This window comes from Chryseobacterium phocaeense (assembly GCF_900169075.1).
Taxonomy (GTDB): Bacteria; Bacteroidota; Bacteroidia; order Flavobacteriales; family Weeksellaceae; genus Chryseobacterium; species Chryseobacterium phocaeense.
Genome location: NZ_LT827015.1, coordinates 1,338,085 through 1,363,242, shown reverse-complemented (window position 1 = coordinate 1,363,242; position 25,158 = coordinate 1,338,085). Strand labels below are relative to the sequence as shown.

Annotated in this window: 27 protein-coding genes; 8 read left to right on the top strand and 19 right to left on the bottom strand. The window is 38.4% G+C overall.

What is annotated here, in order from left to right; all coding sequences use genetic code 11:
• Nucleotides 1–76: 76 nt before the first annotated feature.
• From B7E04_RS12795 to B7E04_RS12775, 6 genes are all read right to left on the bottom strand, one after another.
• Nucleotides 77–871, bottom strand: coding sequence for a GEVED domain-containing protein (locus B7E04_RS12795; RefSeq protein WP_080779010.1), 795 nt, complete (start codon nt 869–871; stop codon nt 77–79).
• Between the two features lie 392 nt (nt 872–1,263).
• The gene (locus B7E04_RS12790; RefSeq protein ID WP_080779009.1) at nt 1,264–1,764 is read right to left on the bottom strand and encodes an endonuclease V; all 501 of its coding nucleotides are present in this window, start codon (nt 1,762–1,764) and stop codon (nt 1,264–1,266) included.
• The gene (locus B7E04_RS12785) at nt 1,761–2,141 is read right to left on the bottom strand and encodes a VOC family protein (protein WP_080779008.1); all 381 of its coding nucleotides are present in this window, start codon (nt 2,139–2,141) and stop codon (nt 1,761–1,763) included. Before B7E04_RS12785 ends, B7E04_RS12790 begins: the two co-directional genes overlap by 4 nt.
• Nucleotides 2,142–2,169: 28 nt before the next feature.
• A complete protein-coding gene (locus B7E04_RS22410) occupies nt 2,170–2,313 on the bottom strand; it encodes a hypothetical protein (RefSeq protein WP_228439916.1) in 144 nt (47 codons plus the stop codon).
• 15 nt (nt 2,314–2,328) lie between these two features.
• A complete protein-coding gene (locus B7E04_RS22405) occupies nt 2,329–2,589 on the bottom strand; it encodes a GNAT family N-acetyltransferase (RefSeq protein WP_228439914.1) in 261 nt (86 codons plus the stop codon).
• Between the two features lie 170 nt (nt 2,590–2,759).
• The gene (locus B7E04_RS12775; protein ID WP_080779007.1) at nt 2,760–3,803 is read right to left on the bottom strand and encodes a M28 family metallopeptidase; all 1,044 of its coding nucleotides are present in this window, start codon (nt 3,801–3,803) and stop codon (nt 2,760–2,762) included.
• Nucleotides 3,804–3,891: 88 nt separating this feature from the next.
• Here B7E04_RS12775 and B7E04_RS12770 point away from each other — a divergent pair, with 88 nt between their 5' ends.
• Nucleotides 3,892–5,031, top strand: coding sequence for an aminotransferase class I/II-fold pyridoxal phosphate-dependent enzyme (locus B7E04_RS12770; protein WP_080779006.1), 1,140 nt, complete (start codon nt 3,892–3,894; stop codon nt 5,029–5,031).
• Between the two features lie 463 nt (nt 5,032–5,494).
• Here the strand turns inward: B7E04_RS12770 and B7E04_RS12765 are convergent, their stop codons facing one another.
• The 11 genes from B7E04_RS12765 to pdhA all read right to left on the bottom strand — a co-directional run bounded on the left by B7E04_RS12765 (nt 5,495) and on the right by pdhA (nt 17,674).
• Entirely contained in the window at nt 5,495–8,230 is a 2,736-nt protein-coding gene (locus B7E04_RS12765; RefSeq protein WP_080779005.1) for a sodium-translocating pyrophosphatase, read from the bottom strand.
• A 214-nt stretch (nt 8,231–8,444) separates the two neighbouring features.
• The gene (locus tag B7E04_RS12760; RefSeq protein ID WP_062652189.1) at nt 8,445–9,056 is read right to left on the bottom strand and encodes an inorganic pyrophosphatase; all 612 of its coding nucleotides are present in this window, start codon (nt 9,054–9,056) and stop codon (nt 8,445–8,447) included.
• 18 nt (nt 9,057–9,074) lie between these two features.
• A complete protein-coding gene (locus B7E04_RS12755) occupies nt 9,075–9,587 on the bottom strand; it encodes a DUF7935 family protein (RefSeq protein WP_080779004.1) in 513 nt (170 codons plus the stop codon).
• Between the two features lie 24 nt (nt 9,588–9,611).
• Nucleotides 9,612–10,778 carry a hypothetical protein gene (locus B7E04_RS12750; protein ID WP_139785396.1) on the bottom strand — a complete coding sequence of 389 codons (1,167 nt, stop codon included), beginning with the start codon at nt 10,776–10,778 and terminating at the stop codon, nt 9,612–9,614.
• Between the two features lie 109 nt (nt 10,779–10,887).
• Nucleotides 10,888–11,820 carry a phytanoyl-CoA dioxygenase family protein gene (locus B7E04_RS12745; protein ID WP_080779002.1) on the bottom strand — a complete coding sequence of 311 codons (933 nt, stop codon included), beginning with the start codon at nt 11,818–11,820 and terminating at the stop codon, nt 10,888–10,890.
• Between the two features lie 87 nt (nt 11,821–11,907).
• Nucleotides 11,908–12,822, bottom strand: a complete 915-nt coding sequence (locus tag B7E04_RS12740; protein WP_080779001.1) for a hypothetical protein — start codon at nt 12,820–12,822, stop codon at nt 11,908–11,910.
• Entirely contained in the window at nt 12,819–13,496 is a 678-nt protein-coding gene (radC, locus tag B7E04_RS12735; RefSeq protein ID WP_080779000.1) for a RadC family protein, read from the bottom strand. Before radC ends, B7E04_RS12740 begins: the two co-directional genes overlap by 4 nt.
• Nucleotides 13,497–13,533: 37 nt before the next feature.
• Nucleotides 13,534–14,112: a murein L,D-transpeptidase catalytic domain-containing protein gene (locus B7E04_RS12730; RefSeq protein WP_080778999.1), complete on the bottom strand. Its 579-nt coding sequence runs from the start codon at nt 14,110–14,112 to the stop codon at nt 13,534–13,536.
• 15 nt (nt 14,113–14,127) lie between these two features.
• Nucleotides 14,128–14,796, bottom strand: a complete 669-nt coding sequence (locus tag B7E04_RS12725; protein ID WP_080778998.1) for an ABC transporter ATP-binding protein — start codon at nt 14,794–14,796, stop codon at nt 14,128–14,130.
• Nucleotides 14,797–14,951: 155 nt separating this feature from the next.
• Complete coding sequence (locus B7E04_RS12720) at nt 14,952–16,565, bottom strand: pyruvate dehydrogenase complex dihydrolipoamide acetyltransferase (RefSeq protein WP_080778997.1); 1,614 nt, start codon at nt 16,563–16,565, stop codon at nt 14,952–14,954.
• A 107-nt stretch (nt 16,566–16,672) separates the two neighbouring features.
• A complete protein-coding gene (gene pdhA, locus B7E04_RS12715) occupies nt 16,673–17,674 on the bottom strand; it encodes a pyruvate dehydrogenase (acetyl-transferring) E1 component subunit alpha (protein ID WP_080778996.1) in 1,002 nt (333 codons plus the stop codon).
• Nucleotides 17,675–17,798: 124 nt separating this feature from the next.
• On the opposite strand from pdhA, the gene B7E04_RS12710 reads away from it, so the two are divergent.
• From B7E04_RS12710 to B7E04_RS12700, 3 genes are read left to right on the top strand one after another with little or no spacing between them, the layout of a single operon-like run.
• Entirely contained in the window at nt 17,799–18,401 is a 603-nt protein-coding gene (locus B7E04_RS12710) for a phosphatase PAP2 family protein (RefSeq protein ID WP_080778995.1), read from the top strand.
• Nucleotides 18,402–18,410: 9 nt separating this feature from the next.
• On the top strand, nt 18,411–18,896 hold the full coding sequence (locus B7E04_RS12705; protein ID WP_080778994.1) for a BlaI/MecI/CopY family transcriptional regulator: 486 nt from the start codon (nt 18,411–18,413) through the stop codon (nt 18,894–18,896).
• A gap of 18 nt (nt 18,897–18,914) precedes the next feature.
• Nucleotides 18,915–20,702 carry a DUF4153 domain-containing protein gene (locus tag B7E04_RS12700; RefSeq protein ID WP_080778993.1) on the top strand — a complete coding sequence of 596 codons (1,788 nt, stop codon included), beginning with the start codon at nt 18,915–18,917 and terminating at the stop codon, nt 20,700–20,702.
• 111 nt (nt 20,703–20,813) lie between these two features.
• Here B7E04_RS12700 and B7E04_RS12695 read toward each other — a convergent pair whose 3' ends face one another.
• Entirely contained in the window at nt 20,814–22,364 is a 1,551-nt protein-coding gene (locus B7E04_RS12695) for a T9SS-dependent choice-of-anchor J family protein (protein WP_080778992.1), read from the bottom strand.
• Between the two features lie 242 nt (nt 22,365–22,606).
• Nucleotides 22,607–22,966: an RNA recognition motif domain-containing protein gene (locus B7E04_RS12690; RefSeq protein WP_062652203.1), complete on the bottom strand. Its 360-nt coding sequence runs from the start codon at nt 22,964–22,966 to the stop codon at nt 22,607–22,609.
• 298 nt (nt 22,967–23,264) lie between these two features.
• On the opposite strand from B7E04_RS12690, the gene B7E04_RS12685 reads away from it, so the two are divergent.
• The 4 genes from B7E04_RS12685 to B7E04_RS12670 all read left to right on the top strand — a co-directional run bounded on the left by B7E04_RS12685 (nt 23,265) and on the right by B7E04_RS12670 (nt 24,968).
• Complete coding sequence (locus tag B7E04_RS12685; protein WP_080778991.1) at nt 23,265–23,468, top strand: helix-turn-helix domain-containing protein; 204 nt, start codon at nt 23,265–23,267, stop codon at nt 23,466–23,468.
• Between the two features lie 44 nt (nt 23,469–23,512).
• Nucleotides 23,513–23,923, top strand: a complete 411-nt coding sequence (locus B7E04_RS12680; RefSeq protein WP_080778990.1) for a DUF6157 family protein — start codon at nt 23,513–23,515, stop codon at nt 23,921–23,923.
• A gap of 95 nt (nt 23,924–24,018) precedes the next feature.
• The gene (locus B7E04_RS12675) at nt 24,019–24,408 is read left to right on the top strand and encodes an acyl-CoA thioesterase (protein WP_080778989.1); all 390 of its coding nucleotides are present in this window, start codon (nt 24,019–24,021) and stop codon (nt 24,406–24,408) included.
• Nucleotides 24,408–24,968, top strand: a complete 561-nt coding sequence (locus B7E04_RS12670; protein ID WP_080778988.1) for a helix-turn-helix domain-containing protein — start codon at nt 24,408–24,410, stop codon at nt 24,966–24,968. Before B7E04_RS12675 ends, B7E04_RS12670 begins: the two co-directional genes overlap by 1 nt.
• Nucleotides 24,969–25,158: the final 190 nt, after the last annotated feature.

The window sequence follows — 25,158 nt, the reverse complement described above, 5'->3', positions numbered from 1 at the left end:
CTTAAAAGGGAAAACCGACAGAAAAATCTGCCGGTTTAAAAAACAAAAATTGATATGGATATGATTAGATAAGTGTTTATTTTTTAATGATCTTTTCTATGACCGTTTTTTTATCAGCGGTAAAAATCTTTATCAGATAGGTTCCGGAGGTAAGACTTTCCAGACCGACAACGCCGGAAGTTCCTTCAAGAAGCTTTTGTCCTGTAAGGCTGTAGACCTCATACTTTTCAAGTCCGGTTTCCGTTTTTATAGTGACGGAACCTGAAGCAGGATTCGGATATACTTTCCCGGAAGATTTTTTTGAAACTTCTGATGTCGCCAGATTTGCGGCCAGGATATTTAAAGTGTAATCTTCCGTTTGCCCTGCCCTTAAACCGGTATCACAAGCGGTATAAATAGAGTTTACGGCATTTGGATTCGAATAGGCAGCAACGTTGGTATTTTTCAGAACTCTCATTCTTGTAGCACCTGGTAGAGTATTTGCGGGAACCGAAATACTGCTAGTTATCGTAAAAGCATTCAAAGGGTTGGCAGCGGCCAGTCTTCCAATATAAAAACTTTCTCCTGCGTCATCGAAATTACCGTTCCTGTTAAAATCAATGAAAACTACAACATCACTGGGAAAAGTACTGGACGGACCTTTTACAGAGATCTGGTAAGTAGTTCCAGCCAGTACGTCCGTAGACTGGGAAGTGAAATCTTCATAAATTCCTGCGCTTCCGGTTTGAGCAGTTGATGGATTATTGATGGATCCCAGACTTACATTCGTGATCATATTGCTATCTGCTCCATATTCAAATGACGGACTGCAGTATTGTGCATTCATCATCATATAAAGCACCATGGCTGAAAGAGTAGATAATTTCTTCATTGATTTCTTAATTTTCTTGAGACAAATTTATATTTATTTAGAATTAATAAAAATAAGAAACGAATGATATTTATCACCTTTTGCAGAATAATTTAAAAATCAGGGAAATAAAGTAAGACCTGCTATTAAATAAAATTCCAGTCAACCCTCAATATGATAGTCATAACAGCAAAATAAGCGTCTGCAATAAGCAACAAAGCATTAACAAATAAATGGAAAATTTGATGTTCTGAGAATTTGATGATATAATAAAAATTAAAGGATAAAACAAAGAATATCATTGGGGTGATATAGAAAAAAAAGTCATATTGAACTATAGCCTACATCATCAGATACACCAATGATGTAATCAGAATATAAACATGTAGTGTTTTCATCGACCATGAATTTAATCAAGCCCTGGAGAGCTGATCCAGTTTTTTTAGCAAAGCCGGTATGCGGTAAGCACCATGCATCTGCTCCACTTCCGGCAGGATTTCATCTACGTCCACCCCTTTTGCAGTCAGAAATAACGGGGTTTTACTCTCTCCTCTCAAAACACTTCTTCTTTGAAAATCCGGCGATGCAAATTCGTTTTTTGCAATACCTACGATGGCATATTTTTCGCCCAAAGCCTTGTAAAGATAACCGCCCAGGCCAATCTTTCCATCATTATCAAGGGTAACATAACCGTCTACGATGATAATATCTCCTTCTTTTAATTCGATTTTCCTCAGGAGGCTTATAATGCAGGGCAATTCTCTTTTATAAAAAGCACCACTCTCATACTCTGAAGAGACCTCTGTTTTTTCAGTAAAAATCTCAGATTCCTGTTCTGATTTCCAGTCCTGAAAAGCAACGCATACCGTATTGGCATAGTCCTCATAGTAGTACGTATCAAAAGCGTAGATCATATATTCCTCTTAGAATTAAAAAACTCACCGAAATGCCACAGGATTCCCGACGGATCATGTACAAAACACTCCTTTCCCCACTCCATTGTTCTTACCGGAGTCAGCCTTACGCCTTCATATTTTTCGGTAAGATTTAAAGTTTGAAGCTCTTTCCAGAACTCATCCGTATTGTCAACCTCCATAAAGATCATCGTATTATCTACCCAATCCCTTGCATAGTAATCCTGAAGATAAAAACCTGTTTCCTGCATTTTAAAGAGGGATAATTTAGGTTCAAGAACTACTTCTTCAAATCCTAAATCCCTGTAAAAATTACGGCTTATTTCAAAATTTGCGGCCCCAATAAATGGTCTGATAGATTTAACACTTTGTTTCATGATATTCTGTTTTTCCAGTTATGATAAGTCATTTCAAATTTAATTTCTCCCTTTCCATGCCTGCCTGTTTCCATCCAGCCGGCTTTTCTGTAGAAGCGTTCAGCTCTCGTTTTTTTGGTGTCGTTCCAAGCCAGACATCTTCCTGTGTCTGGTCAAAATACCAATCCAGCATGAGGTCGTGAAGCTTTCAGCCAATTCCAAGATTCTCAAAATCAAGATGTAAAAAAAGTGCCCAGATATTATTTTCCTCCAGATCGGCAATTGAAAACCCGACAATCCTGGATTCAATTTCTGCGACCCAGCCCTTTCCTCTTCTATATAAGAACTCCTCACAGTCTGCATCAGTTACCAAACCGGGATCTGAGAGTGTATTTTCCTTCACGGAGTTCCGGACAGCCTGGATTTGTGGGATATCTTCCACTCTGGCTTCACGGATTATCGTATTCATTTTATTATTCAATTCTTTACAATAGGTATTTTTTGGCTAAAGCCAAATGCTCTGTTTTCATCCAAAAAACGGGCTAAAGCCCGTTTCTATTGAATTCTGATAGTACAGATCTTCACAAAAACGCAACTTTTTAACTGAAAAATTACGTCCCTGTGATACTCCACACAATACTATTTTTTATCTACCACAATCCTGTCTGCCCTGTTAGCAATTTCCCAGGCTGTAGCAAACACAAGCTGTGTTCTTTTTTCAACCAATGGATAATCTATTTTTTCAGGATCGTCACCGGGTCTGTGATAATCTTCATGAATTCCATCAAAGAAAAATGCTACCGGAACATTGTTTTTAGCAAAATTATAATGGTCTGAACGGTAATACAGCTGTTCCGGATCAGCCGGATCATCATATTTATAATTTAATTCTAAATTATTGGTTTTCTTATTAGCCTCTTCGTTAATTACCTTAAGCTGGGAGCTCAGCATTTCGGAACCAATGACGTAAACATACTGTTTTCCTCTGTTTTCTACATCATCCCTACCTATCATATCAATGTTAAGGTCTACCACTGTATTCGCTAATGGAAATACCGGGTTGCTGGTGTAATAATCTGATCCGAATAAACCATGCTCTTCCCCTGTAACGTGAAGGAAAAGAATGGATCTTTTTGGCCCATTCCCAGCCTTTTTAGCTTCCTGAAAAGCTTTAGCGATCTGCATTACGGCTACTGTTCCGCTTCCGTCATCATCAGCTCCATTATAAACCACTCCGTTTTTGGTACCCACATGGTCGTAATGCGCAGAGATTACCACTATCTCTTCCGGTTTTTCGCTTCCTTCTATAAAAGCAAGGATATTTTCGGAATCAGGAAGCTTTCCTCCGCCTCTTTTATTCATAAATTCGGCAGGGACCTTCTGATAATAGGACCCTAATGACTTCGGAGGATTGATTCCAAGGCTTTTATAATAATTAATCATATACTCACCCGCTTTTTTCTGTCCGGGACTTCCCGTATCTCTTCCCCCCATTTCATCAGAAGCAATGACATACAAGTTCTTCTTTAGCTCATCAGCCTTAATGGTCTTATAGGCAGAATGAAATGCTTTATCAGTTTTTGGCATTGATGAAGCCCGGGCAGAAGCTGCTTCTGAAGTCTTTGTCGTCCCGCAGCTGACCACCACTGCCAACCCTAACAACGGGATAAGTATTTTTTTCATATGATAATAATTTGCCTAAAAATAACAATTTTTATTTAATCTTCAACGGATACGTATTTTTCTTATATTTGATATATATGCAACACAGATGGAAAAAATTTACGGATTTACACATTACTCCTTTTTTACGGAAATGTCTGAACTTGCCTCTAAAAATAACAGCTATGATCTCTCTTTAGGGCTTCCGGACTTTGATATTGACCAGCGTCTGAAATTATTTTTAATAGAAGCAGCAGCTTATCAACATCATCAGTATGAGCCGCTTGCGGGAAATCCTTTGCTCATCAGGAACATCATCAGATTTAATACGGCCCGGGCAAACAGTATTCAACTGAAAGAAAATGAGGTTACAATTATTCCATGTGCAACTTTTGGTTTACATACCGCCCTTAAATCTGTTCTCAATCAGGGAGATGAAGTAATTATCATCCAACCGTCCTATTATACGTATGGTCCGTCTGTGGCATTAAACGGCGGTACTCCTGTGTATTATGATCTTGATAATGATTTCAGCATCAACTGGGAAATATTTCAAAAATGTATTTCCGAAAAGACAAAGGCGATTATTGTTAATTCCCCACAGAATCCTACCGGAACCATCTGGAAACAAAATGACTGGAATAAGTTATATGATCTGATCAAGCATCAGGAAATTTACCTGATCTCAGAGGAAATTTATGATACCTATTGCTACGACGGACTTGAACACTACAGCTCTTTTCTCCATCCCGAATTGAAAAAGAGGACCTTCTGTATTTTTTCATTCGGTAAAATGTTTCATACTTCCGGCTGGAAAGTAAGTTACCTGTTGGCTTCGGAAGACCTGACCGCCAGATTCAGGTGTCATCAGCAGTATATTTCTTACAGCGCCAATGCTCCTGCACAGTATGCGCTTGCCAAATATCTTGAAGTATTTGATTCTTCAGAAAATAAGCAAGTGATGCAGCGTAAAAGGGATGTATTTAATGAAATGATCGCATCCACTCCGCTGGTAGCTGCCAGAAAAGCTGAAGGAAGTGTTTTCCAGATTGTGAATTTCAGGAATGTCTCTAAAACCATGACCGATGTGGAGTTTTCAAAATGGTTAACGGTAGAGAAAAAAACGGCCTGCCTTCCGCTTTCTGCCTTTTATAATTCACGGCAGAATTCAGATTATGTGCGCTTCAGTTTCGCTAAAAAAGATGAGCTGATCATACAGGCTCTGGAACACCTTCAGGAAAACCTTTAAGCTCAATATCTCAGCTCGCCATAACTATCTATGAGCATCTGTGAAAATTCGTGACTTCTGTGGTTAAAAATTACTAACTCCTGATTTCAGATGAAATAGATGTTTGCATATTTTTTTAAATCAAACTCTTTATGGTGAGGCTCAAACTTAATATTCTTAAAACGCTTAAATAAATCTTAATGGTTCAAATTTTAAGCTCTCGCAGATCAGGCTGATAAAGCAGATTTTTAAGATTGAGGATAAATCTTTGATTTTTTAAGAACTTATGTGAACTTCATATGCACTTTATTATTCAACTCCAAATAACTTAACTGTAAAAACTTTTGTGACTTTTGTGGTTAATAAATTCATCCCACGGAATATTCAGATTTCACAGGCGATTGCATTTATTTTGCAGATAACTGTATATCAATAAAAAAGCACCGTTTTCACAAACGGTGCTTTTGAATATTCTTATTTGATTTTAAAGAGCAAGAACCCTTACATCTATTCTTCTGTTTTTAGCTTTACATTCATCAGTATCATTTGCTTCACAAACCGGGTGCTGGGAGCCGTAGCCTTCAGCCTCTACCCTGTCTGAAGAAATTCCAAGTTCCAGAAGTTTAAGCTTTGCCGTCTGAGCTCTCAGATTGGAAAGCTTCACATTACTTTCTTCATTTCCGGTATTGTCTGTATAGCCTCCTAATTTTACTTTTAAAGCAGGATATGCATTCAGGATTTCAGCAAGGTTATTCAGCTGTGTCTCAGAACCTGCTTTTAAATCACTTGATCCCGTTTCAAAATAAAGGTTTTCCAGAGTATACCACTTATTAGGATCTATAATGGTCTGATCTTTCTGTTTTATGGAATTATACAGCTGGAACAAACGGCTTCCTTCTCCTAAGGTGATTATTTTTCCACCATCCAGTTTTATTTCCTGAATATTTCCTGTTTCATAAACGAAATCACCACTTTCATTAAGGTGTCCTTTAATTTCTGTGGAAGAAACCAGAGTTGTCTTAATATCTGTTCCTGTAGTATGCATGCCAACACCTGCCACCCGGGTAAGATTCTCCAGCTTGGCTTTTCTGTTCGCATCAATTTTATCTTTATGCAATACTGCCAATGTAGGCGCAATAACCAATGAAACAATGGACATCAGCTTAATCAGGATGTTCATAGAAGGACCTGAGGTATCTTTAAACGGATCTCCTACGGTATCACCGGTTACTGAGGCCTTATGCGGCTCTGAACCTTTATAATAAGTCTGACCATTGATGTCTACTCCTTTTTCAAATGATTTTTTAGCATTATCCCATGCACCACCGGCATTATTCTGGAACATCCCCATCAGAACACCACTTACCGTGGCACCTGCCAGGAATCCTCCCAACACTTCAGGCCCGAAGATAAATCCAACCAATAATGGGGAAATGATAGCAATGGCTCCCGGAAGCATCATTTTTCTGATGGAGGCGTCTGTAGAGATGGCCACACATTTTTCGTATTCAGGCTGTGCTTTTCCTTCAAGGATTCCGGGAATTTCACGGAACTGTCTTCTTACCTCTTCCACCATAGCCATGGCTGCCTGTCCTACGGCTGTAATAGCAAGTGAAGAGAAGATAAACGGAATCATTCCTCCCACGAATAATCCTGCCAGAACATCGGCCCTGTAAATATCAATTCCATCAATCCCGGCAATTCCTACGAAAGCGGCAAATAAAGCCAGTGCAGTCAATGCTGCAGAGGCGATCGCAAAACCTTTTCCGGTAGCTGCGGTAGTGTTTCCTACGGCATCCAGAATGTCTGTTTTTTCACGGACTTCTTTTGGTAATTCGCTCATCTCTGCAATCCCTCCCGCGTTGTCTGCAATAGGCCCGAAAGCATCAATAGCAAGCTGCATGGCAGTAGTTGCCATCATTCCGGCTGCAGCAATAGCTACCCCGTAAAGTCCCGCACATAAATAAGATCCATAGATACCGCCTGCCAATACAATAATAGGAAGCAGTGTAGATTCCATACCTACGGAAAGCCCACCGATGATATTGGTGGCATGTCCTGTAGAAGACTGTCTCACAATACTTGAAACCGGTCTTTTACCCATTGCGGTATAATATTCCGTGATAATACTCATTAAAGTACCCACGACAAGTCCAACCATGATCGCTCCGAAAACCCCCATCTTGGTAAATTCATGACCTCTGAGCGTCATTTTTTCAGGAAGAAGATAAGTCACCAGGAAATAAGAAGATATGGCTGTGATCACAATACTTCCCCAGTTCCCCAAGTTCAGGGCATTCTGTACACTGGAAGTGGATGAGCCCTCATTGTCATTGATTCTTACGAATAAAGTTCCGATCATTGAGAAAATAATTCCTGTTCCGGCAATAAGCATCGGCAAAAGGATAGGTGCAAAACCTCCGAAAGAATCAACAGACATAGTTTCCCGTCCTAAAACCATTGTTGCGAGTACAGTTGCCACATAAGACCCGAAAAGGTCGGCGCCCATTCCTGCTACATCCCCTACATTATCTCCCACGTTATCAGCAATCGTTGCGGGGTTTCTGGGATCATCCTCTGGAATTCCTGCTTCTACCTTTCCTACAAGGTCAGCGCCTACATCCGCAGCTTTGGTGTAAATACCCCCACCTACTCTTGCAAAAAGAGCAATAGATTCCGCTCCGAGTGAAAACCCTGTAAGAATTTCAATGGTTCTTTCCATCTCATGGGAATCTACTGTGGCATCAGGGGCAAAAATCTGTTTAATAATCAGAAAAAGCGCACCTAAACCAAGAACAGCCAATCCGGCTACCCCCATTCCCATTACGGATCCTCCGGTAAAGGAAACCTTCAGGGCTTTGGACAGTGAGGTTTTTGCAGCTTCTGCGGTTCTTACATTCGCTTTGGTAGCGATTTTCATTCCGATAAATCCTGCCAGTGCAGAAAATACTGCGCCCACTGCAAAAGCTACTCCGATGCTCCAGTGAGAATTGGAGTTGCTGGAGCCCATTACAGCCAGCAATATGGCTACTACAATAACAAAATAGGTTAAAATCTTGTACTCGGCCTTTAGAAAAGCCATTGCACCGTCAGCGATGTGTCCGCTGATTGTTTTCATTTTTTCATTCCCGGCATTCTGCTTACTTACCCAGTTACTTTGAAGAAATGTGTAAAGCAAGGCAATAACCCCGAAAATGGGTACTAACACAAATAGATCCATAGTTTAATATTTTTTTGGTAATAGAAAATTAAATATAATAAATAATTGTTACTAAAGCGTTAAAAATTTTGAGAGTTTAAAGCTGATATATGACATACAAGAAATCAGGACATTTTCTGGTAAGCCTGGAAATCGAAAGAAAAGGGCTTTGTAAAAAACAAAAAAGGATAAACAAAAACTGTCTATCCTTTTATATCATTGAAATCGGGGTATATTATCCTCCGAATTTTTCAGCATAATCTGTTTGGGAAGCCTTGATTACTTTTTTAGCATGCTCAGCTCCGTAAACTTCGTGAATTCTACATTTAGCAGGCTCATCCGGTAAGTTTTTATACGTCAGGAAGTAGTGCATCAGTCTTTTAATTTCTGCTTCCGGAAGTTCTGAAATATCTCTGAAATGTCCGAATGCGTGGTCACCAATCATTACGGCAACAATTTTGTCATCTGCTTCACCTCCGTCAATCATTTTGAATCCACCGATTGGAATAGCTTCCATCAGTAATCCTCCTGAATGGATGTTGTGAGAGCTTAATACACAGATATCAAGCGGGTCATGATCTCCTTCCGTCACATCATCTGCTCCTGCTGCTATAGCCAGTTTCATTACTTCATCGTGGCAATAGGTTCTTGGAACAAATCCGTATAAAGCGGGAATGATATTAGAGAATTTCTGAGGTCTGTCTACCTTTAAAAAACCGGTTTCTTTATCTACTTCATATTTAATAGTATCTGAAGGAACGATTTCCACAAATACGTTTACAACATTTGGCGCATCTTCTCCTGCTGAAATCCCATGCCATGGATGTGCTTTAAAATTTGGAATCATTATTTATCTATTATTTTTTTAAGTTATTATTAAAATTTCTCTTCTCAGGTCTTCTATGGTAGCAGCGATATAATCATCTCCCTCCATATAGTTCATGATAAAAACGGTTTTGAATTCTTCAAGATCTGCATTTCCGTTAAGGCCGTCATAGGTTTTGTGAAGTAAATCTATCAAAGCATTTTTAGAATCCACGATATTCTTCCATGAAGTTTTCGTAATATACAGCTGCTGGGAAGAATTGTATTCGAACTCTTCATTGATGGTTTTCTCCGTAAGAAAAATAAACTCGTGTACTGCCAGTCCCTTATCAAACTTCTGAATAATATTGGAGGGCTTTATTCTTTCCAGAAAAAGAGTCATCCTTTCATAGGAATGCGCCTTATTTTCTGAATTTGATTTTACAGAAAGCAGCTTGATCTCCTGATTTTTAAGGGTGATATAAGAGTGTACAAATTGTCTCAGCAAAACCAGAAAAGGAATTGCGATGATCAATGCAAATGCATAGGGCAGATATCCAGAAAAACTCGTCATCATTTCAGACCGCAAAATTACTAATTATTTTCCGGCTTCTAAAGAGTTTTTAAATATATTGATCTTAGAATTCTGAATATAAATAAGAGACATGGTAATGATCAGATAAAAACCAATCATCATTCTATTGGCCAGGCTTGGAAAAACTAAAAACCTGAGAAATACAGCGAGGTAAACGGCAGCAAAGAACAGGCACTGCATCCAGCTTTTTTTACTGTGCAATGAGAATTTACTGGCCACAATAATCACTATAAACAGGAAGAGGAGTGTAAAATAAGACCCGTTGAATTCCAGCAGCATCGATTTTTTAAGATAGTTCAGATAATCAGAGAAGATGAATGGATCGGGATCTGATATCGGGTAGATCTGCACCTTAGTAAACTGATTCATAAATAAAACAGACCACGGAATCTGGTTGAAATACTGGATCAGAAAGAAGGAAAGAAACACATAGCCATAGGATAAAAATAGCCTTGAGGACTTTATTTCAAGCAGATTTCTGTTAAAATAAGCAATTATATAAAGAAAGGAATACAGTATAAAATACTCCGGCCTTGTGAAAACACAGAGCATGGCGCACACAGTAGCCGCCAGATGGTTTTTTCTTACCATAAAAATATATAAACTCAACAGCAGCAATAGACAGGAAAGACTATCTGCCGATGCGTGTCTGCTGGCCTCAAGAAGCGGCTTGAACAATGAGATTATGACCGTTATGATCAATGCCAATGGATAGTTCTTTAAAATCTTCACCAGATAACAGAAGATCAGAATAAGGATCAAAACGTAGGAAAGTATAGAAGTTAAAAAAATAGCAGTAGTCAATTTGAAACCTAGTTTAAAAAACACCAGATTAACAAAATTATAGAAGGGCTTTACAGAAAACAGCTGAAGTTCCTCTTCGTAGGCTTTGGGATTTTCGGACAAAACTTTGTAATAGGTATTTTCTCCTACGGCAATTTCTTCATCCTTTGGGGTAATTCCGAAAAGTTTCGGATTCGTTCCTTTGAGCTCTGAATATACTTTTTTATGAATATCCTCTATCGTCATATCAGGATGTTCAGCTTTATAAACAAGCCCTGCATACGCCTCGAGATCTACATTGTAATACTGGTGGGTATACAGATAGTATGACATCAGGCATAAGTGAATGGAAAATATAAAAACAAGGAGACGATTAGTTTTTTTCATTTGTACTTCTTTCAGTAAGGAATACAAAAGTAAAAAAACTATGCAATTAGTGATTATTATTCAGGATTTATTCTCTTTGTAATCCTGAAATTGTGAAAAATCTTACAGATTAGAGTTCAAAAAGTGCGGGTCTCTGTGTCACTTCATGATAGCAGACACTGTTTTCATCAAAAAAATGATAAACAAGGCTCTTTCGGGTTCTGTTTTTATCGGTATGGGGTTCGCCACCATGAAGGATATTGGCATGCCAGATTAACATATCTCCTTTTTTGGCTCTGAAAATCTCTTTTTTTAAACCAAGTTCCCGGACTTTATTCTCCAGAAATTCTTCGTAGGCCTTATAGCTTTTTTTTCCAAGCATCATAGCATCTCCCTCGTTGTCATAATCAGAATTAAGGAAATAAGGCAATTTATGGCTTCGCGGAATATAATGCAGTGCCCCGTTGGTCTCATCCACGTCTTCCAGAGCGATCCAGACTCCCAGAAGGCCTCCCAGCGGATAAGTCGTCATGTGGATACTGTCCGAGTGTGTTTTCTGCTGGCTGCCGTTAATAAAATTGATACTCTGGAAAAGTTTGGCCTGCCCGTCCAGAAGTACGGAAAGAAAATCCAGCAGTTTTTTATTGTTTCCTATATTCTTTATAATCTCCGAGTGATGGATAGCAAACATCAGTTTTCCGCCATAGATAAATTTCAAAGTGCCATTCTCCATCAGCTTATCAATTTCTCCGTTAATTTTATCAGCGTCATCTGTACTGATGAAGTTTCTTATGACCATATAACCATTGGCATCATATTGCAGTGCACTTTCTTTATTCTCAGCAGATAAGTCTTTAAAAAAATCTGAATTAATCAGCTTATTCTGATCAATGGTCCTTGTTGTAGCAGGAAGATGGGAGAAATCTGCACTGGAAATACTGGAAAAGTAGCTCTTGTTGATTCCATATTTCTTATACAAAGGGATATTATGCTTTAGCTTTTTCTTATTAAAGAAATTGTAAATGATATAGGGCAGCTTATAGTAGCGGATCTGCTTTAACATAACTGAGTTATTAGTAATAAATACCTGATAAAGGTAGCGATTAATATTTAATTAAAACCATTCTAAATAACAATTTCCATATGATAATTACCCCAAAATTTTTCCTCTCATAAAAAATGAAGTATAATCTTTAAGCAGTTCTTTTATAGAATGCTCTACAACGGCATAGGGTTTTAATTCTGCTCTAAAACCCCTGAAAAACTCTTCAATACTGGGAAGATTTCCCCCCTCAAAATCAAAAATGGAATGTTCTATGTTTTCTTTAATCGCCTGATCAATAAGTGTAGAAGCTCCGGCCATTTTGATATATTTTTTGTCATTAAAAGTCCCCAGAAGCGCCACCGTATCAAAATCTGAGTAGGTAGCAATCATATTCGTCATTTCATTATGATAAAAAAAAGCCCGGAATTTCAGGTATTTTAATGAGTAAAATGTGTTCAGGGTTTTCAGCAGGGTACCGATATCATCTTCTTTATCCAGTCCTACTGCATTCTTTTTTATAAATTGCTCAGCTTCCTGATAGCTTATTTCTCTGATTTCCGAGTTTTGCACAACCTCGTCATCTAATCTCAGCTTTCTCTTTCTTTTGGGAGAATATTTCGCAAAAACCTTGGTATAATCGCCGGGATACAACAGGAAATTCTTTTTTGTTTTTAGTGGTGAATCAAAGCGGTTCGTTTCATTAAAATAATAAGCTCTTATCAGGTAATTCTTTTTCAGGTATTGGAGAAACCTCTCGTTGGTATTTTGATCATCCTCAGCGGAAAACACGCCCAGCTGCTGGCATATCATAGGATTATGCACTATTTTCACCTTATTTTTATAGATGAACGGAACGGGCATCACCGCTTCATAATCATTTTTAACGAGAATATCCCATTGCTTATTCGTAGTTACATCCAGAAAAGTTTTTGATGCTGAATATTTCCTCTGTTGCGAATTTTCAAGACACTTGGTATATTTTTCAAAATCAATCTCGTTATATTTCACTCTTCTAATCATAATAATCCTTCGTCTGAAAAACTAAGATAAGCATCCTGGGTAATGATAATATGGTCTAAAAGCTGGATACTTAAAGTTTTCCCGGCTTCATTTATTTTTTGGGTGATATTCATATCTTCCTTGCTGGGCACCAGGCTACCCGATGGATGATTATGGGCTATAATAATTCCTGTGGAAAAATGATCCAGGGCTGTTTTAAACAAAATTCTTACATCCACTACAGATTGGCTTATCCCTCCTTGTGTAAGCTGTGAAATGTGAATCACTTTATTGCTTTGGTTTAGAAATATGGCCCAGAACTCTTCGGTTCTTAAATCTGACAATTGATTTTTAAGGATAAGGTAAGCGTCACCGCTGTTTGAGATAATTGCTTTATTGGGAACTTCCTGAACTGCTCTTCTTTTTCCGATTTCTAATGCGGCAATAATAGAAAGCGCTTTCACTTCACCGATGCCTTTAAATTTCATAAGCTCTTTACTGGAGAGCAGGCTGAGCTGGTGCCAGTTATTATGTACTGAGGCCATGATTTTTCTGGCAAGCTCTAATGCACTTTCATCCTTACTTCCGCTTCCCATAATAATTGCCAGAAGCTCAGAATCAGAAAGTGAGTTCTTGCCTTTCAGCAAAAATTTTTCTCTGGGTCTGTCATCTTCTGCAAGGAATTTTATGGTCATGTTTTAAAATTACAGATTATAAAGATAAGCTATAAATTTAATAAAACGCATAAAGAATCACAGCCTTTTTAGATACATCAAGGTATTTTGCCGTCTCAGTGAGTGCATTCACGGAAAGCATCGGGCATCCTAAGCTCAGGCAGGCCGGTTTTTGAGATTCTTTATCCGGAACACAATTCAGAGAATGAATGACTATGGCGCGCTGCATGGCATTACTGTTTGTAACATCCAGCCCGTTTAAACGATAAGCTTTCCCAAATTTACCATTATAACTCTGCAAAATTTCATATTTCCCAAGCGAAGACTGATAGGAACCTTCGGTATTGCTGAACGTTAAAGATTCTGAATTCCGGATCACAGAACCTGAACCATGGGAAACTATGGCTTTCTGCAGTATTTTATCACCTTTCAGGTCATAAACGAAGTATCTGTATCTTCCGGAAGGTATTTTAAAGTTAATAAAAACAGCAATATCCTGATTATAATTTTTTCCCTTCACAAAGGCTTTAATTTCTGCTACCTTTTCAGCCGGGAGAATTCCGGAAGTATTATTTTCCTGCGACTCAAATTTCGAACAGGAAATAATAAAGAGGAAGAGGAAAATAAAGGATCTCATTTTGTGTAAAACGGTTTATTCTATGATCATTCCGTCTTTCATCACCAGTTTCCTATCCGTAATTTCAGCAAGATTAGGATTATGGGTTACAATAACGAAAGTCTGATTATATTTATCTCTCAAATCAAAAAACAGCCTGTGGAGATCATTTGCATTTTTGGAATCCAGGTTTCCCGTAGGCTCATCTGCAAAAATAATTTTAGGAGAATTAATCAGGGCCCTTGCTACAGCTACCCTTTGTGCTTCTCCACCGGATAATTGATTCGGTTTGTGGTTCAGTCTCTGTTCTATTTTCAGGTCTTCAAATAGAGCATATGCCTTTTCCAAAGCTTCTTTTTCATTCGCCCCTCCTATTTTTGTGGGAAGCAGCACATTTTCTAAAGCAGTAAATTCCGGAAGCAGCTGGTGAAACTGAAATACAAAACCAATATTCTGGTTTCTGAACTTCGAAAGCTGTTTATCATTCATATTGATGAAAGATTCCCCTGCAATGCTGATTTCCGTATTATACTTAGCAGAATTACTCGGAAGATCCAGAGTTCCCAAAATCTGAAGTAAGGTAGACTTCCCTGCCCCCGATTCTCCCACAATAGAAACAACCTCGCCTGTCTTGATGTGGATATCAACTCCTTTCAGTACTTCTAAATTCCCATAAGATTTATGGATATTACTCGCTTTAATCATAGTCCAAAAATACTAATTACCCCAATAAAATCATAATTATTTTCCCATTAAAATGCCCTAATTGACTTTAATATTCTCCCGCCGTTAATTCAAAAAATAATACCACAAAAAAACCTCCCAAAGCGGGAGGCTTTAATATTTTACAGTCTGGATGCTTACAGTAACAAAGTTAAAGGGCTTTCCAGGTATGTTTTTAAAGTTTGCAGGAACTGGGCTCCTGTAGCACCGTCTACCACTCTGTGGTCGCATGCCAGCGAAAGCTTCATGATGTTTCCTACTACAATCTGACCATCTTTAACAATCGGTTTTTCAATGATTGCTCCTACGGAAAGGATCGCAGAATTCGGTTGGTTGATGATACTTGTGAAAGTTTCAATTCCGAACATTCCCAGATTGGAAATAGAGAATGTAGAGCCTTCCATTTCATTGGCTTTAAGACCTTTACTTTTAGCTCTTGACGCCATATCTTTTACCGCAGCAGAGATCTGTGTATAATTCATCTGGTCTGTATTTTTAAGTACCGGAACCACCAATCCGTCAGGAATAGCTACAGCCACACCCACATTGATATTTCCTCTGTGGATGACCTTATCACCTGCCCAGCTTGAGTTCACCTGTGGATGTTTTCTTAAGGCAACAGCAGTTGCTTTAATGATCATATCGTTGAAAGAGATCTTCGTATCCGGTAAGGAATTGATTTCTTTTCTTGCTTCAATAGCTTTATCCATATTGATCTCTACCATCAGATAGTAGTGAGGGGCAGAGAATTTACTTTCAGAAAGACGTTTTGCAATAATATTTCTTACCTGAGAGTTCGGTGTTTCCGTATCTTCACCCTGAACAAAGCTTAATGCTACCTGAGCTGCTGCCGGAGCAGAAGCAGCCGGTTGAGCCTGTGCCTGGGAAGGCTGATAGTTTTCGATATCTTTTTTAACGATTCTTCCGTTTTCTCCCGAACCATTCACGCTGTTGATGTCAACGCCTTTCTCCTGAGCCATTTTCTTGGCTAATGGGGAAATCGCTACTCTGTCTGAGGAAGTAGAGCTTACAGCAGGAGCAGTTTTTTCTTCAGTTTTGGCCTCAGCTTTCTGTTCTGCCGGCTTTTCAGTGGTCTGAGCTGCTGCTTTTGGAGCACCTACACCAGAAACATCTGTTCCTTCAGGACCTATAATGGCCAATACAGAATCTACCGGAGCAGCACCACCTTCTTCTACACCCTGCTTCAACAATACCCCGTTGAATTCGGATTCAAAATCCTGAACTGCTTTATCTGTTTCGATTTCAGCAAGAAGATCTCCTTCTTTCACTGTATCGCCTACATTTTTATGCCATTTCGCCACTTTACCTTCCGTCATGGTATCAGAAAGTCTTGGCATGGTAATAATTTCTACACCGGCAGGAACTTCTGCATCAGCCTGTTCAATGCTGGTAGAATTATTTTCTGTTTTTGATTCCTCTTCTGATTTCTTCTCTTCAGAACCACCTGTTGCAGGGGCAGATCCTCCGCCGGTTAGTCCGGAAATATCCTCTCCTTCATTTCCAATAATCGCTAAAACAGAATCTACAGCAGCAGCAGCGCCTTCGTCTACACCTATATATAAAAGGGTCCCGTTTATTTCAGATTCGAAATCCTGAACAGCTTTATCTGTTTCAATCTCCGCTAAAATATCTCCTTCCTTTACTTTATCTCCTACTTTTTTATGCCATTTTGCCACTTTACCTTCCGTCATAGTATCCGAAAGGCGGGGCATCGTAATTACTTCTGCCATAATTTATTTAATATGATAATTTAATTAATGTGATCATGTGGTGATGTGATGATTTGATAATAAAAACACTATTAACACATCAGCATATCATCGTATCAGCAAATTATTTAGTTTTCCAATTTATCTAAGAACGGGTAATCTTCCTGAGCATATACATATTCGTAGATTTTCTCTGGATCCGGGTATGGTGAGTTTTCCATAAACTCAATACATTCTTCCACGAAATCTCTTGATTTATTGTCAATAGTTTCCAGTTCTGCTTCAGTAGCCCATCCGTTTTCTAAAATTCTGTGCTTCACAAGCTCCATAGGGTCATCATTTTTATGAATGGCCACCTCTTCTTTGCTTCTGTAAGGCTCAGCATCAGACATAGAATGCCCTCTGTAACGGTATGTTCTGGCTTCAATGAATGTAGGTCCGTCTCCTCTTCTTGCTCTTTCTATGGCTTCGTAAGCTGCTTCAGCTACCTTTTCAGGGTCCATGGCATCTACTGCAAGGCAAGGCATTTCATATCCTAAGCCTAATTTATAGATGTCTTCGTGGTTGGCTGTTCTTTTTACGGAAGTTCCCATTGCATACTGGTTGTTTTCCACTACAAATACTACAGGAAGTTTCCAGTTCATGGCCATATTGAATGTCTCATGAAGCGATCCCTGTCTTGCCGCTCCGTCTCCGAAGAAGCAGATGTTTACCGCCTTTCTGTCAAAATATTTATCTGCAAAAGCAATTCCGGCTCCCAAAGGAATCTGACCTCCTACAATACCGTGCCCGCCATAAAAACGGTGCTCTTTACTGAAAATGTGCATAGAACCACCCATACCTCCGGATGTTCCGGTAGCTTTACCACAAAGTTCCGCCATGATTCTTTTCGGATCTACTCCCATCGCCATTGGATGGATGTGGCATCTGTAGGCAGTAATCATACTGTCCTTCGTAAGATCCATTGCATGCGTGAAGCCGGCAGGAATAGCCTCCTGACCGTTATACAAATGTAAAAAACCTCTGATCTTTTGTTTTAGATAAAGAGAACGGCATTTGTCTTCAAACCTTCTCCACATAGTCATATCTTCATACCACTTCAGGTATACCTCTTTAGAAAATTCTTTCATGTGCTAGCTCTTGCTTTTTTATGATGAATATTTGAGCAAAATTATAAAAAAAACTTTGTTTTTATCGTATACCTTCTAATTGTTTTTTTGCTTATAGTGTTATATTTGAATTTTAAATTTGAACATGCAAGAAAAACAGCCTTCACTACTGCATAAAATATCAAAAGTGATCTCAGATTTTTTTAATCCGATGGTATCCTTATTTATTTTCTTCATTTATATGAGTGTAAGGAAATATTCATGGCAGGAATCTCTTCACTATTTTGTGCCTATCTTATTAATGATTATCATTCCGGTGGTGATCTGGCTGGTCTGGAACGTGAAGACAGGAAGGTATACCAATATGGATGTCTCAGACCGTATTCAGAGAAAGACACTCTATATTTTTATTGCGGCCTGTGTGATTATTTACCTTATAGCCAGCTATTTCAGAAACGGATATATTGATCTAGTGATGCTGTTTATACTGATCCTGATTTTCACCATGCAGATCAGCAACTTTTTTATCAAAAGCTCCATGCATACAGCATTTAATGTATTCGTAGCCGCATTATTTTTCACCCTGGACTGGAAGGCTGGATTGATATGGTTCGGAATAGCAATTTTAGTAGGTATTACCCGCATCATCTTAAAAAGACATACGGTACAGGAAGTATTTATGGGTGCAGGAATAGCATTTGTGGTATCTTTTATCTATCTTTATTGCAATATACAATTTCAACATTAAGAATATTCTATGAAAATAAATCATCTTACCGCTGCTGAGGAGAATTTTATGAAGCTGTTCTGGAAGCTTGGATCCTTTTATCTTAAAGATATTATGGAGCAGCATCCGGAGCCGAAGCCGCATCAGAACACCGTTTCCACTTACCTGAAAATACTGGTGGAAAAAGGTTATATCACGACTCAAAAAGAAGGAAGAATTTTTAAATATACTGTGGTTGTTCCATTGGAGGAATACAGAAAATTCTTACTCAAAGAGCTCGCCCACAATTTTTTTAACGATTCCGGGAAGGAAATCTTAGAATTTTTATTCAGTGAAAACCTGATTTCTCAGGATGACCTGAAAAAATATTTTGACCTTAAAATTGAGATTATCCCTGCAAAAGTGGAAGAACCGAAATTCGAGTACGCAGAAGAAATCCTCAATCCTAAGAAAACAAAAAAAGTCAAAGAAAAAGACAAGGATAAAGACAAGAAAAAGAAAAAAAAGAAAGATTAACCGGAAAACACGCAGATCATGAAAACGAAATTCCAGGAAATATCCGGAAAAGCACAGGATGTCATCCTCCGCTATCCGATGGTTTTACTGATGGCCCTACTCTCTTCTGCAGGCGCCATCTGTATGTTGGATCATAAGTATAAACGTGAATTTCTATTTACCTATTCGAAGTTTACGATTTGCTGCTGTCTTGGGATTTCTTTGATGTTTGCGTTAAAAATACTTTCCCAAAGGATTGGAAAAAGGCTGTTGTTGGAATTATCAGGAACAGCTTTCCTGATCGGATTCTATTTCATTCTGCCAAAAAAAGAAAGGGATTTTACAGAGGTGTACGGGTTTATTGTAGCGATCACCCTACTGCTTTCTCATTTATTGGTGTCTTTCGCTGCCTTTCTGAAAAAAGACAAAGAACTTAATTTCTGGCAGTATAACAAGAATCTTTTTGTGAATATATTCCTGACTGCAGTATTCACCGGAGTTCTTACCGGAGGTGTGGAGCTGGCAATTCTGGCTGTTGACAAACTATTTGATTTCAACTTCAGTGATAAGCTTTATGCGGATACGTTTTATGTGCTGGCTATTTCCGGAAGCTGTTTTATTTTTCTTCTTTTCAATGAAACCGGCCTGGATTATCTTGAAAAAGACGGAACTTATCCTGTAATTCTTAAGTTTTTCACTCAGTTTGTCCTGATTCCGCTTCTTTTTATTTATCTGATTATCCTTTATATTTATTCATTTAAAATAGTCATCAACTGGGAACTTCCGAGAGGCTGGGTGTCTTATCTGGTCCTGGCTTACAGTATAGTGGGAATCCTTGCATTACTGCTTGTATATCCACTGAAAGAAGAAAAAGCAAAATCCTGGGTAAAAATATTCTCAAAGCTGTTTTATTACACCATTATTCCTCTAATTATCCTGTTGTTTACCGCTATTTTTACAAGGATTCTGGAGTACGGCTACACGGAACCGCGGTATTTTGTACTGCTTCTCGCCTTGTGGCTGCTGAGTGTGGTGGCTTATTTTGTATTCAATAGAAAAGCAAGTATCAAATTCATTCCGGTGAGCTTATTCGTCTTTGGGACTTTTTCCCTGATCTTTCCTTATCTGAATGCTTTCAGTGTAGCCAAAAGAAGCCAGAAAAATGAGCTGGTAAAGCTTCTGAACGACAACAAGCTTCTGGTCAATAACAAAATAGATTTCCAGCAGAAAATATCAGACACCGTGGTTACTGAGATTGCTAATAAATTTGAATTTCTGGCTCAAAGACAACAAAAAGATTTTCTACTGAATCTCGTTCAGGGAAAGACCCGTGATCTTTTGGCAGGAAATTTCGAACAGCGATATCCATGGGTAATCAGCAATACGTTAAGAGAAGCCTTCACCAAAGTACAGAAAACATCAAAAAGTTCAGCTGAAAGGCTGATCCTGGAATCCGAAACTACAGTTACAGACATTCAGGGGTATCAGTATCTTACGCGATTTAACGGATACAATCAGGAATCAGTAAATATCGACAAAGATACCTTAAAGATCAATACTTTTTCTGAATCTAATAACCAAAGGATGACCAAGGTGAGCCTCAATTCAAAAGAAACAATAGATTTTGGTCCGGCTATTACCAGATTATTTGAAAGTAATGATGGCAAAGGAGAAATTGTGAAACAGAAGGAGTTCTCGGTGGAAGGTGATCTTGGAAAGTACCATCTCAAAATAGTTTTCCCAATGATTACAAGGGATAAAACCTTAGATCATAAAGGATACAATATTTATTATGATAATGCGATTCTGCTGATCAAAGAAAAATAAATCTTTCATCGTTAAGAAATAAGCCTTGTATCAAGTTGTACCTGGCAATGGTATTTTCCGGATAAAAAAAAGACTGTCCCTTTTGAGACAGTCTTTTTATTCATTTATCATTTAGTCTTTAACAATCTTAAATGATTCATCTTTTCCTTCAGATTTTATTCTAAGCAGATAAACTCCTTTCTTCAGATCAGATACATTCACCTGTTTGGTATCTTTATCCAGCGTTTTGACCAGCTGTCCTGTAAGTGAGAAGATCTCAATACTTCTGATCTGCTTATCTGTACTGATGTTCAGAAGATCTTTTACCGGGTTTGGATAAACTTTAATACCACTGCTCTTTTCCGCCTCATTTACTCCCAAAGCAGAGGCATCCAGTACAGATACGTTATCCACGTTGATTCCCCTTGCCCAGTTAGACGTTCCTTCAAAGGCGATAACGTAGTTGGCAGATTTGTTTGGAAGCGGAATAGTTACATCCAGCCATGCTGTATTTTCTGTGGTGTAAGAACTTCCTATCTGCGTCCATGCATCTCCGCTGTTTGCTTTATAGAAAATTCTCAGTTCGTCAATATCTCCAGACCAGTTCACATTAGCCAGACTGAATTTCAGCTGAGGCGTAGCAAGACCGGAAATATCTAACGGAGCAGACACCAGCTTGGCTTTATTTCCTGCCGTAGTAGTTCTGAATTCAGCCATTCTTGGTGCAGATTTCGGCGTGATTGTATTATTCCCATTTGCCGTAACATATGTCCATACAGCTGTCCCTCCACCGGAAACAGCTTCATTTGTCCAGCACGAAGGAATTGTCGCCGTATCAAAATTCTGTGTATATGGGAACGAAGCAACAGCAGCACAACTTGTTGTAAAGGCTTTAACGGCCGTCCATGCACTGAAACCGTTCGCACCACAGTTTGATCTTACATAAAACTGATAAGCGGTAGATGGTGAAAGCGATGGAATAATTGCAGAAGCCGTTGTGCTTGTAATAACCGTACCACTTCCCTGCGTAAATCCTGTCGGGCCATATTCTATCTGATAGGTAGCTCCGGCAGTAGGTGATGCTGTCCAGCTCACATTAGCTGAATTAGACGTTACAGAATTGACAATAACAGTGGACGGCACATCACAAGCAGGAATAGCTCCACTGTATACATCATCCACATCAAAAAAGAATTTGTCTGTAGTAGTAGAATAAAAACTTACGTAGATTGTTTGTCCTACATATGCTGAAAGATCATAGGCAAACCTGTAAAAATTGGTTCCGCTGGCAGGAGCCACACTGGCAGCAAGCGTATTGGTAAAAGCTGCCGCTGTAGGGGTTGTGGTAGATACTTTCAAACTGATGACTTCAGGATAAAGAGGGTCCCGGCTGCGGGCATAAAATGAAAGAAAATCATTCACACCTGCCGTTACGGTAATAGCTGGAGTAATCAGATGATCATTATGAGCCTGGGCACTATAGCCAATAGACATAGTATTGGTCCCGCTGTATGCAGTAGCGGAGCCTCCTGTATAGTTTACTACAGCCCATGTGTTGGTGTCTCCGCCGTTAAGAACTGTCCATCCGGCCGGGATTGTTGTACCTGCGTCAAAATTCTGGAAAAACTGGGCATGAGCAATGATTGGAATTGCAAATAATGCCAAAAGTAATTTTTTTCTCATGTTATATATTTTTTTAGTTAATGTTAACTTACGAATATATAATGAGTTAACAAAATAAAAACTTAAAAAAATAAATTAAAAACAACATGTTAAAGAAAAAAATTAACCTGACCAATGATGAGAAAAAGTGGAGATATACAATAAAAAGTCCTGTTTTTAAAATACGTTGCTTAGATTCAGCATATCTTAAAAACAGGACAATTTAATGTATAAAAAAAGCGGCTAAAAAGCCGCCTTATATTTTACCAACGGTTTCCGCCGCCGTTACCACGGTTGTTACCACCGCCGTATCCGCCACCGTTACCACGGTTGTTTCCGTAACCTCCACCTCTGTTGTTGTCAAAGCTTCTTCTTGGCTTTTCTTCTCTTGGCTTAGCTTCAGATACATTCAGAGTTTTTCCGTTGAATTCTTTCTGATTAAGAGCTTCAACAGCTTGCTTTCCTTCTTCATCACCCATTTCTACAAAACCGAAACCTCTTGAACGGCCAGTTTCTCTGTCTGTAACAATTTTAGCTGATGATACATCACCAAATTCTGCGAATAGATCGTGCAACTCATATTCTTTAGTTGCGTAATTGATGTTTGAAACAAAAATGTTCATTTTGAATAAAATTAAAAAATTAATAAAAATTTGGTATATAAAAGAAAAACAACATAAATTAATGAACAAATATTGATTCCAAATATAAACGTATGCAAGATACAATTAAAAAATTTAAATCAAAGTTTTTTTTAAAGTATTTGTCACTTTTCATTGAATTTAAATTAATTTTTTATTGAATAACAATAAATAAACATTTTTATATAATAAAATTTTATTTAAATTTGATAAAAGTTAAAGTTAGTTAACATAATAATATTGAACTCTATTTAAAACGTGTTCTTATAAAAATAATCAGATGTCTATTGTAATAAACCTTGATGTGGTGATGGCCAAAAGAAAAATATCTCTGAATGAACTCTCAGAAAAAGTGAACCTCACACTATCCAATCTATCGAATCTGAAAACCGGGAAAGCTAAAGCCATACGGCTGAGTACCTTAAACTCCATTTGTAAGGCCCTGGATTGCCAGCCGGGAGATATTCTGGAATTCAGGGAATAGCATTAATTTTATCTCTTTTTAAAACGTAAATCCATCCTAATCTTATGAAACATACCACCAATTACATCAACACCTTTATTGAAATTGCCGAAGATTGTCCGGTATCCCGAGCCGAAACCCCTCCTGAAAAGAAAATTAAAACCCTTGCCCTGCTTCAATATGAGCAGATTGTGAAAAATCCATATCAATATACTTCTGATGATGTTGTATTTGAATGTTATGCCATAAAAAATGATATCTCAGAACAGCAGAAGAAGGAAGCGAAAATTCAGTTCTTCTCCAAAGGTCAGCCCTGTCTGAGATCCTCTCCTTTGGCCAAACGATATGGTTTCGGAATCCATCATAACGCAGAGGGCAAAGTGGCCGTTTTCCCTGTTGAAAGCAAAGAATATCAAAATTTTCTAAATGATCCGGCCGTAAAAAAGGTAAAAGCCATGCGTTCCAAGAAAATATGATTGAGAAAATGAATCATTCCCTTCAGATCAGTAAATCCCATTTCTTTCATAAACCCGGTTTTTAACACTAAATTTGTGAAGCAAATTATTAAAACATGAACTACCATACCAGAAAATGGGTAAAACCCGAAGATTTAAATCCTAATCACTCTCTTTTCGGAGGACGACTTTTGCAATGGATTGATGAAGAAGCTGCACTGTATGCAATTATCCAGTTGGAAAATACAAAAGTAGTTACAAAATTTATTTCAGAAATCAATTTTGTAAGTTCTGCCAAGCAGGGAGACATTATAGAAATAGGTATTGAGGCAGTTCATTTCGGCTCCTCCTCTGTGACTTTAAAGTGCGATGTAAGAAACAAGATGACGCACCAGACCATCATTACCGTAGACAAGATCGTCATGGTGAATCTGGACCGTGACGGAAATCCTTCGCCACATGGAAAAACACAAATTGAATTTGTAAAAGACAGGCTGAACAAATAATGAAAGTTTTCATCAAAAATATGGTGTGCAACCGCTGTATTGCCGCAGTGGAAAAGATATTCCGCGAGGTGGATGTCCCCACACGTTCCGTAAAACTCGGAGAAGTGGAAACTGAAACTGACATTCCTGCAGAAAAAATGCAGGCTTTAGAGGAAAGTCTTCTTGCCACGGGTTTTGAAAGGATTAAAGATTCAACCCAGCAGCTGATAGACAAAATCAAAAATACAATTATCATCAAAATCAGCGAACTGGATATTGATGAGGATTTTCTTCTTTCCGAATTTCTCAGTTCAAAAATTCACAAAGACTACAGCTCGTTATCCAAAACATTTTCGCAGAACGAAAACATTACCCTTGAACAGTTTTTTATCCTTCATAAAATTGAAAAAGTAAAAGAGCTGCTTCTCTACAATGAATTCACACTTACAGAGATCGCCGGAAAGCTCGGTTATAAAAGTGTTCAGCATCTCTCTTCACAATTCAGGAACATTACCGGTTTTACGCCCACGGAATTCAAGAAACTGAAAGATCATCAGAGGAAAACACTGGACAGCTTTTGAGTGGAGAGTGAGAGGGTTTTATAGTGGGAGCATCGGAGAGTTTGAGTGTCGGAGGGTGAAAGAGTTTAAGATTTATGATATATTTCTGACATTCAGAAGAAAAAAATTTCAGGTATTTTCTCCCAAGCAGCAACTCACCACTCATAACTCATAACTCATAACTCATACCCCTTTCCCAAATTCTATAACT

Excerpts from the sequence above, each read along its gene's own strand:
- B7E04_RS12745 (WP_080779002.1), bottom strand. The coding sequence starts at position 11,820 with ATGTTAAAGCAGATCCGCTACTATAAGCTGCCCTATATCATTTACAAT.
- B7E04_RS12775 (WP_080779007.1), bottom strand. The coding sequence starts at position 3,803 with ATGAAAAAAATACTTATCCCGTTGTTAGGGTTGGCAGTGGTGGTCAGC.
- B7E04_RS12670 (WP_080778988.1), top strand. The coding sequence starts at position 24,408 with ATGAAAGTTTTCATCAAAAATATGGTGTGCAACCGCTGTATTGCCGCA.
- B7E04_RS12770 (WP_080779006.1), top strand. The coding sequence starts at position 3,892 with ATGGAAAAAATTTACGGATTTACACATTACTCCTTTTTTACGGAAATG.
- B7E04_RS12755 (WP_080779004.1), bottom strand. The coding sequence starts at position 9,587 with ATGACGAGTTTTTCTGGATATCTGCCCTATGCATTTGCATTGATCATC.
- B7E04_RS12765 (WP_080779005.1), bottom strand. The coding sequence starts at position 8,230 with ATGGATCTATTTGTGTTAGTACCCATTTTCGGGGTTATTGCCTTGCTT.
- B7E04_RS12695 (WP_080778992.1), bottom strand. The coding sequence starts at position 22,364 with ATGAGAAAAAAATTACTTTTGGCATTATTTGCAATTCCAATCATTGCT.
- B7E04_RS22410 (WP_228439916.1), bottom strand. The coding sequence starts at position 2,313 with ATGCTGGATTGGTATTTTGACCAGACACAGGAAGATGTCTGGCTTGGA.
- B7E04_RS12760 (WP_062652189.1), bottom strand. The coding sequence starts at position 9,056 with ATGATTCCAAATTTTAAAGCACATCCATGGCATGGGATTTCAGCAGGA.
- B7E04_RS12795 (WP_080779010.1), bottom strand. The coding sequence starts at position 871 with ATGAAGAAATTATCTACTCTTTCAGCCATGGTGCTTTATATGATGATG.
- B7E04_RS12790 (WP_080779009.1), bottom strand. The coding sequence starts at position 1,764 with ATGATCTACGCTTTTGATACGTACTACTATGAGGACTATGCCAATACG.
- B7E04_RS12740 (WP_080779001.1), bottom strand. The coding sequence starts at position 12,822 with ATGATTAGAAGAGTGAAATATAACGAGATTGATTTTGAAAAATATACC.
- B7E04_RS12785 (WP_080779008.1), bottom strand. The coding sequence starts at position 2,141 with ATGAAACAAAGTGTTAAATCTATCAGACCATTTATTGGGGCCGCAAAT.
- B7E04_RS12725 (WP_080778998.1), bottom strand. The coding sequence starts at position 14,796 with ATGATTAAAGCGAGTAATATCCATAAATCTTATGGGAATTTAGAAGTA.
- B7E04_RS12710 (WP_080778995.1), top strand. The coding sequence starts at position 17,799 with ATGCAAGAAAAACAGCCTTCACTACTGCATAAAATATCAAAAGTGATC.
- B7E04_RS12680 (WP_080778990.1), top strand. The coding sequence starts at position 23,513 with ATGAAACATACCACCAATTACATCAACACCTTTATTGAAATTGCCGAA.
- B7E04_RS12700 (WP_080778993.1), top strand. The coding sequence starts at position 18,915 with ATGAAAACGAAATTCCAGGAAATATCCGGAAAAGCACAGGATGTCATC.
- radC (WP_080779000.1), bottom strand. The coding sequence starts at position 13,496 with ATGACCATAAAATTCCTTGCAGAAGATGACAGACCCAGAGAAAAATTT.
- B7E04_RS12685 (WP_080778991.1), top strand. The coding sequence starts at position 23,265 with ATGTCTATTGTAATAAACCTTGATGTGGTGATGGCCAAAAGAAAAATA.
- B7E04_RS12720 (WP_080778997.1), bottom strand. The coding sequence starts at position 16,565 with ATGGCAGAAGTAATTACGATGCCCCGCCTTTCGGATACTATGACGGAA.
- B7E04_RS12730 (WP_080778999.1), bottom strand. The coding sequence starts at position 14,112 with ATGAGATCCTTTATTTTCCTCTTCCTCTTTATTATTTCCTGTTCGAAA.
- B7E04_RS12675 (WP_080778989.1), top strand. The coding sequence starts at position 24,019 with ATGAACTACCATACCAGAAAATGGGTAAAACCCGAAGATTTAAATCCT.
- pdhA (WP_080778996.1), bottom strand. The coding sequence starts at position 17,674 with ATGAAAGAATTTTCTAAAGAGGTATACCTGAAGTGGTATGAAGATATG.
- B7E04_RS12750 (WP_139785396.1), bottom strand. The coding sequence starts at position 10,778 with ATGAAAAAAACTAATCGTCTCCTTGTTTTTATATTTTCCATTCACTTA.
- B7E04_RS12690 (WP_062652203.1), bottom strand. The coding sequence starts at position 22,966 with ATGAACATTTTTGTTTCAAACATCAATTACGCAACTAAAGAATATGAG.
- B7E04_RS22405 (WP_228439914.1), bottom strand. The coding sequence starts at position 2,589 with ATGAATACGATAATCCGTGAAGCCAGAGTGGAAGATATCCCACAAATC.
- B7E04_RS12705 (WP_080778994.1), top strand. The coding sequence starts at position 18,411 with ATGAAAATAAATCATCTTACCGCTGCTGAGGAGAATTTTATGAAGCTG.